Origin of the sequence: Pseudorhodobacter sp. (assembly GCF_030452865.1) — a bacterium.
In the GTDB taxonomy this organism is placed as follows: domain Bacteria; phylum Pseudomonadota; class Alphaproteobacteria; order Rhodobacterales; family Rhodobacteraceae; genus Pseudorhodobacter.
Map to the genome: position 1 here is coordinate 1 of NZ_JAKDLJ010000534.1, position 1,993 is coordinate 1,993.

At 64.1% G+C, this 1,993-nt stretch carries 2 protein-coding genes; both read left to right on the plus strand.

The window, feature by feature from the left end; translation table 11 throughout:
* A partial coding sequence (locus L0H65_RS19115; RefSeq protein ID WP_301460777.1) for a LysR substrate-binding domain-containing protein occupies positions 1-837 on the plus strand: 837 nt, incomplete at its 5' end.
* 57 nt (positions 838-894) lie between these two features.
* Positions 895-1,887, plus strand: a complete 993-nt coding sequence (locus L0H65_RS19120) for an XdhC family protein (protein ID WP_301460778.1) — start codon at positions 895-897, stop codon at positions 1,885-1,887.
* Positions 1,888-1,993 lie beyond the last annotated feature (106 nt).

A 1,993-nucleotide genomic window follows, 5' to 3' on the forward strand; every position in this document is an offset into this window, starting at 1 on the left:
GGCAGCGCCACCCGTGCCGCGGCTGCTCTTGGGTTGACGCAAAGTGCGATCAGCCGCGCGCTGAACAGTCTGGAGGCGCGTCTCGGCGTGGCGCTGTTTCACCGTATCCGGCAAAGACTGGTGCTGTCCGACGCCGGCCGCGTGTTGTTGCCGGAAGCGGAACGGATGCTGGCCGATCTTGATCGCGCCGCGCTGACGGTGATGTCATTCGGTGGGCATCGCTCGGTCTTGCGGCTGGCGAGTCTGCCGACATTCGCGGCACTTTGGCTGATTCCGCGTCTGCCCGGTTTTGCCGCTATCGCGCCGGAAGTGACGTTTGATCTAAGCACCACCCTGGCGCCGCTTGATTTCGAGCGTGACCCGCGTGATGTCGCGATCCTGCGCGCGCAACCCAATTTGCGCGGTGCCGAAGTATCGCTTCTGGCCGAGGAACGCCTCGTCGTCGTCGCGGCCCCGGCTTTGCTGCCGCAGGCGGGGATGCCGGAGGAGGCGGCGCTGGCGCGACTGCCACTGTTGCAACAGGCGACACGGCCCAATCTCTGGCTCGATTGGTTCCTGAACGCCGGGCTTGACCCGATCAGCATCCTGCGCGGGGCGCGGTTCGAACAATTTGGCATGGTGCTTGCCGCGGCGCGGGCGGGTCTCGGGCTGGCGCTGGTGCCTGAGCTTTTCGTGAATGCTGATCTGACGAGCGGTGCGCTGCGGCGTGGCTCCGCCCGTGCCATGATCAGCGCAACGCCCTATGTCCTGACCTACCCTACGCGAAGCCTTGATCTCCCTGCATTCTGCCGCTTCCGGGACTGGATATTGGCGGATACAAGCAAGACGCGCGCGTGATGCTGTGGCACCGCCGCAAAATGCGTCGCCTATGGCACGCACCAAGGAGAAGTTACGATGCAAGGCCATGACCTAATTCCTGAAACCGCGCTGGCGTGGTTCCGTGCGGGCAGGGCGGTCGCGCTTGCGACCGTGGTGGAGACCTGGGGGTCCGCGCCGCGCCCAACGGGCAGCCAGTTGGCGATTGCGGGGGATGGCGCGATGGCAGGCTCGGTTTCTGGTGGTTGTGTCGAGGCTGCGGTGGTTCACGAAGCCCTTGCCGCTTTGCAGAACGGGGTGCCCCGCCTTTTGACATTCGGTGTCTCGGACGAGGATGCCTTCGGCGTAGGTCTTGCTTGCGGTGGCACCATCCGGGTGCTCGTTGAACCGGTGGGCGAAGGAATAGCCGCTTTCCCGCCGGACCTGCTTGTCGAACTGGTCGCGGCGCGGACCGAACGTCGCGCGGTTGCCCTGCTCACCCATCCCGAAACCCACAGCCGTCGATTGACTGCCGGGGCGGGCGACGTGAAGGCCGACGCGATCGGGCAGCGGATGCGGATGGACCGCTCCGGGATGGAAGATGATGGCTGGTTCATTGCCATCCACAATCCGCCGTTGCGTCTGATTGTTGTGGGTGCGGTGCATATCGCGCAGCCCCTGCTCGGCATCGCCCGCGTCTGTGGTTATGCACCTTCGCTGATCGACCCACGCGGCGCTTTCGGCTCCGCCGAACGTTTCCCCGATGAGGTGATTATTGACGGCTGGCCGGATGAATCCGTGACCGCTCTTGTCCCCGATGCAAGGACCGCCATCGTCACCCTGACCCATGACCCGAAATTGGATGATCCGGCACTTATGGCCGCGCTGGCGTCCGGCGCGTTCTATATCGGCAGCCTTGGCTCCTCCCGAACCCATGCAAAGCGACTGGACCGATTGCGCGCAGCGGGACTGTCCGAAGGTCAGCTTGCCCGCATCCACGCGCCTGTTGGTCTTGCCATCGGTGCCAAATCCCCGGCGGAAATTGCGCTGTCGATCATGGCACAAATAACGCAGGTTTTGCGCACGGGCTAAAAGCCCGCGAAACATCGCATCTCAATGATGCGCTGATCGAATAGGCACGGCATCATCTTTGATGAAATACCCCACGGGGGTCCGGGGGTGTGCAACCCCCGGCGTA

Bases quoted from the DNA above. Each gene is read 5' to 3' on its own strand.
- L0H65_RS19120 (WP_301460778.1), top strand. From the start codon at position 895: ATGCAAGGCCATGACCTAATTCCTGAAACCGCGCTGGCGTGGTTCCGT.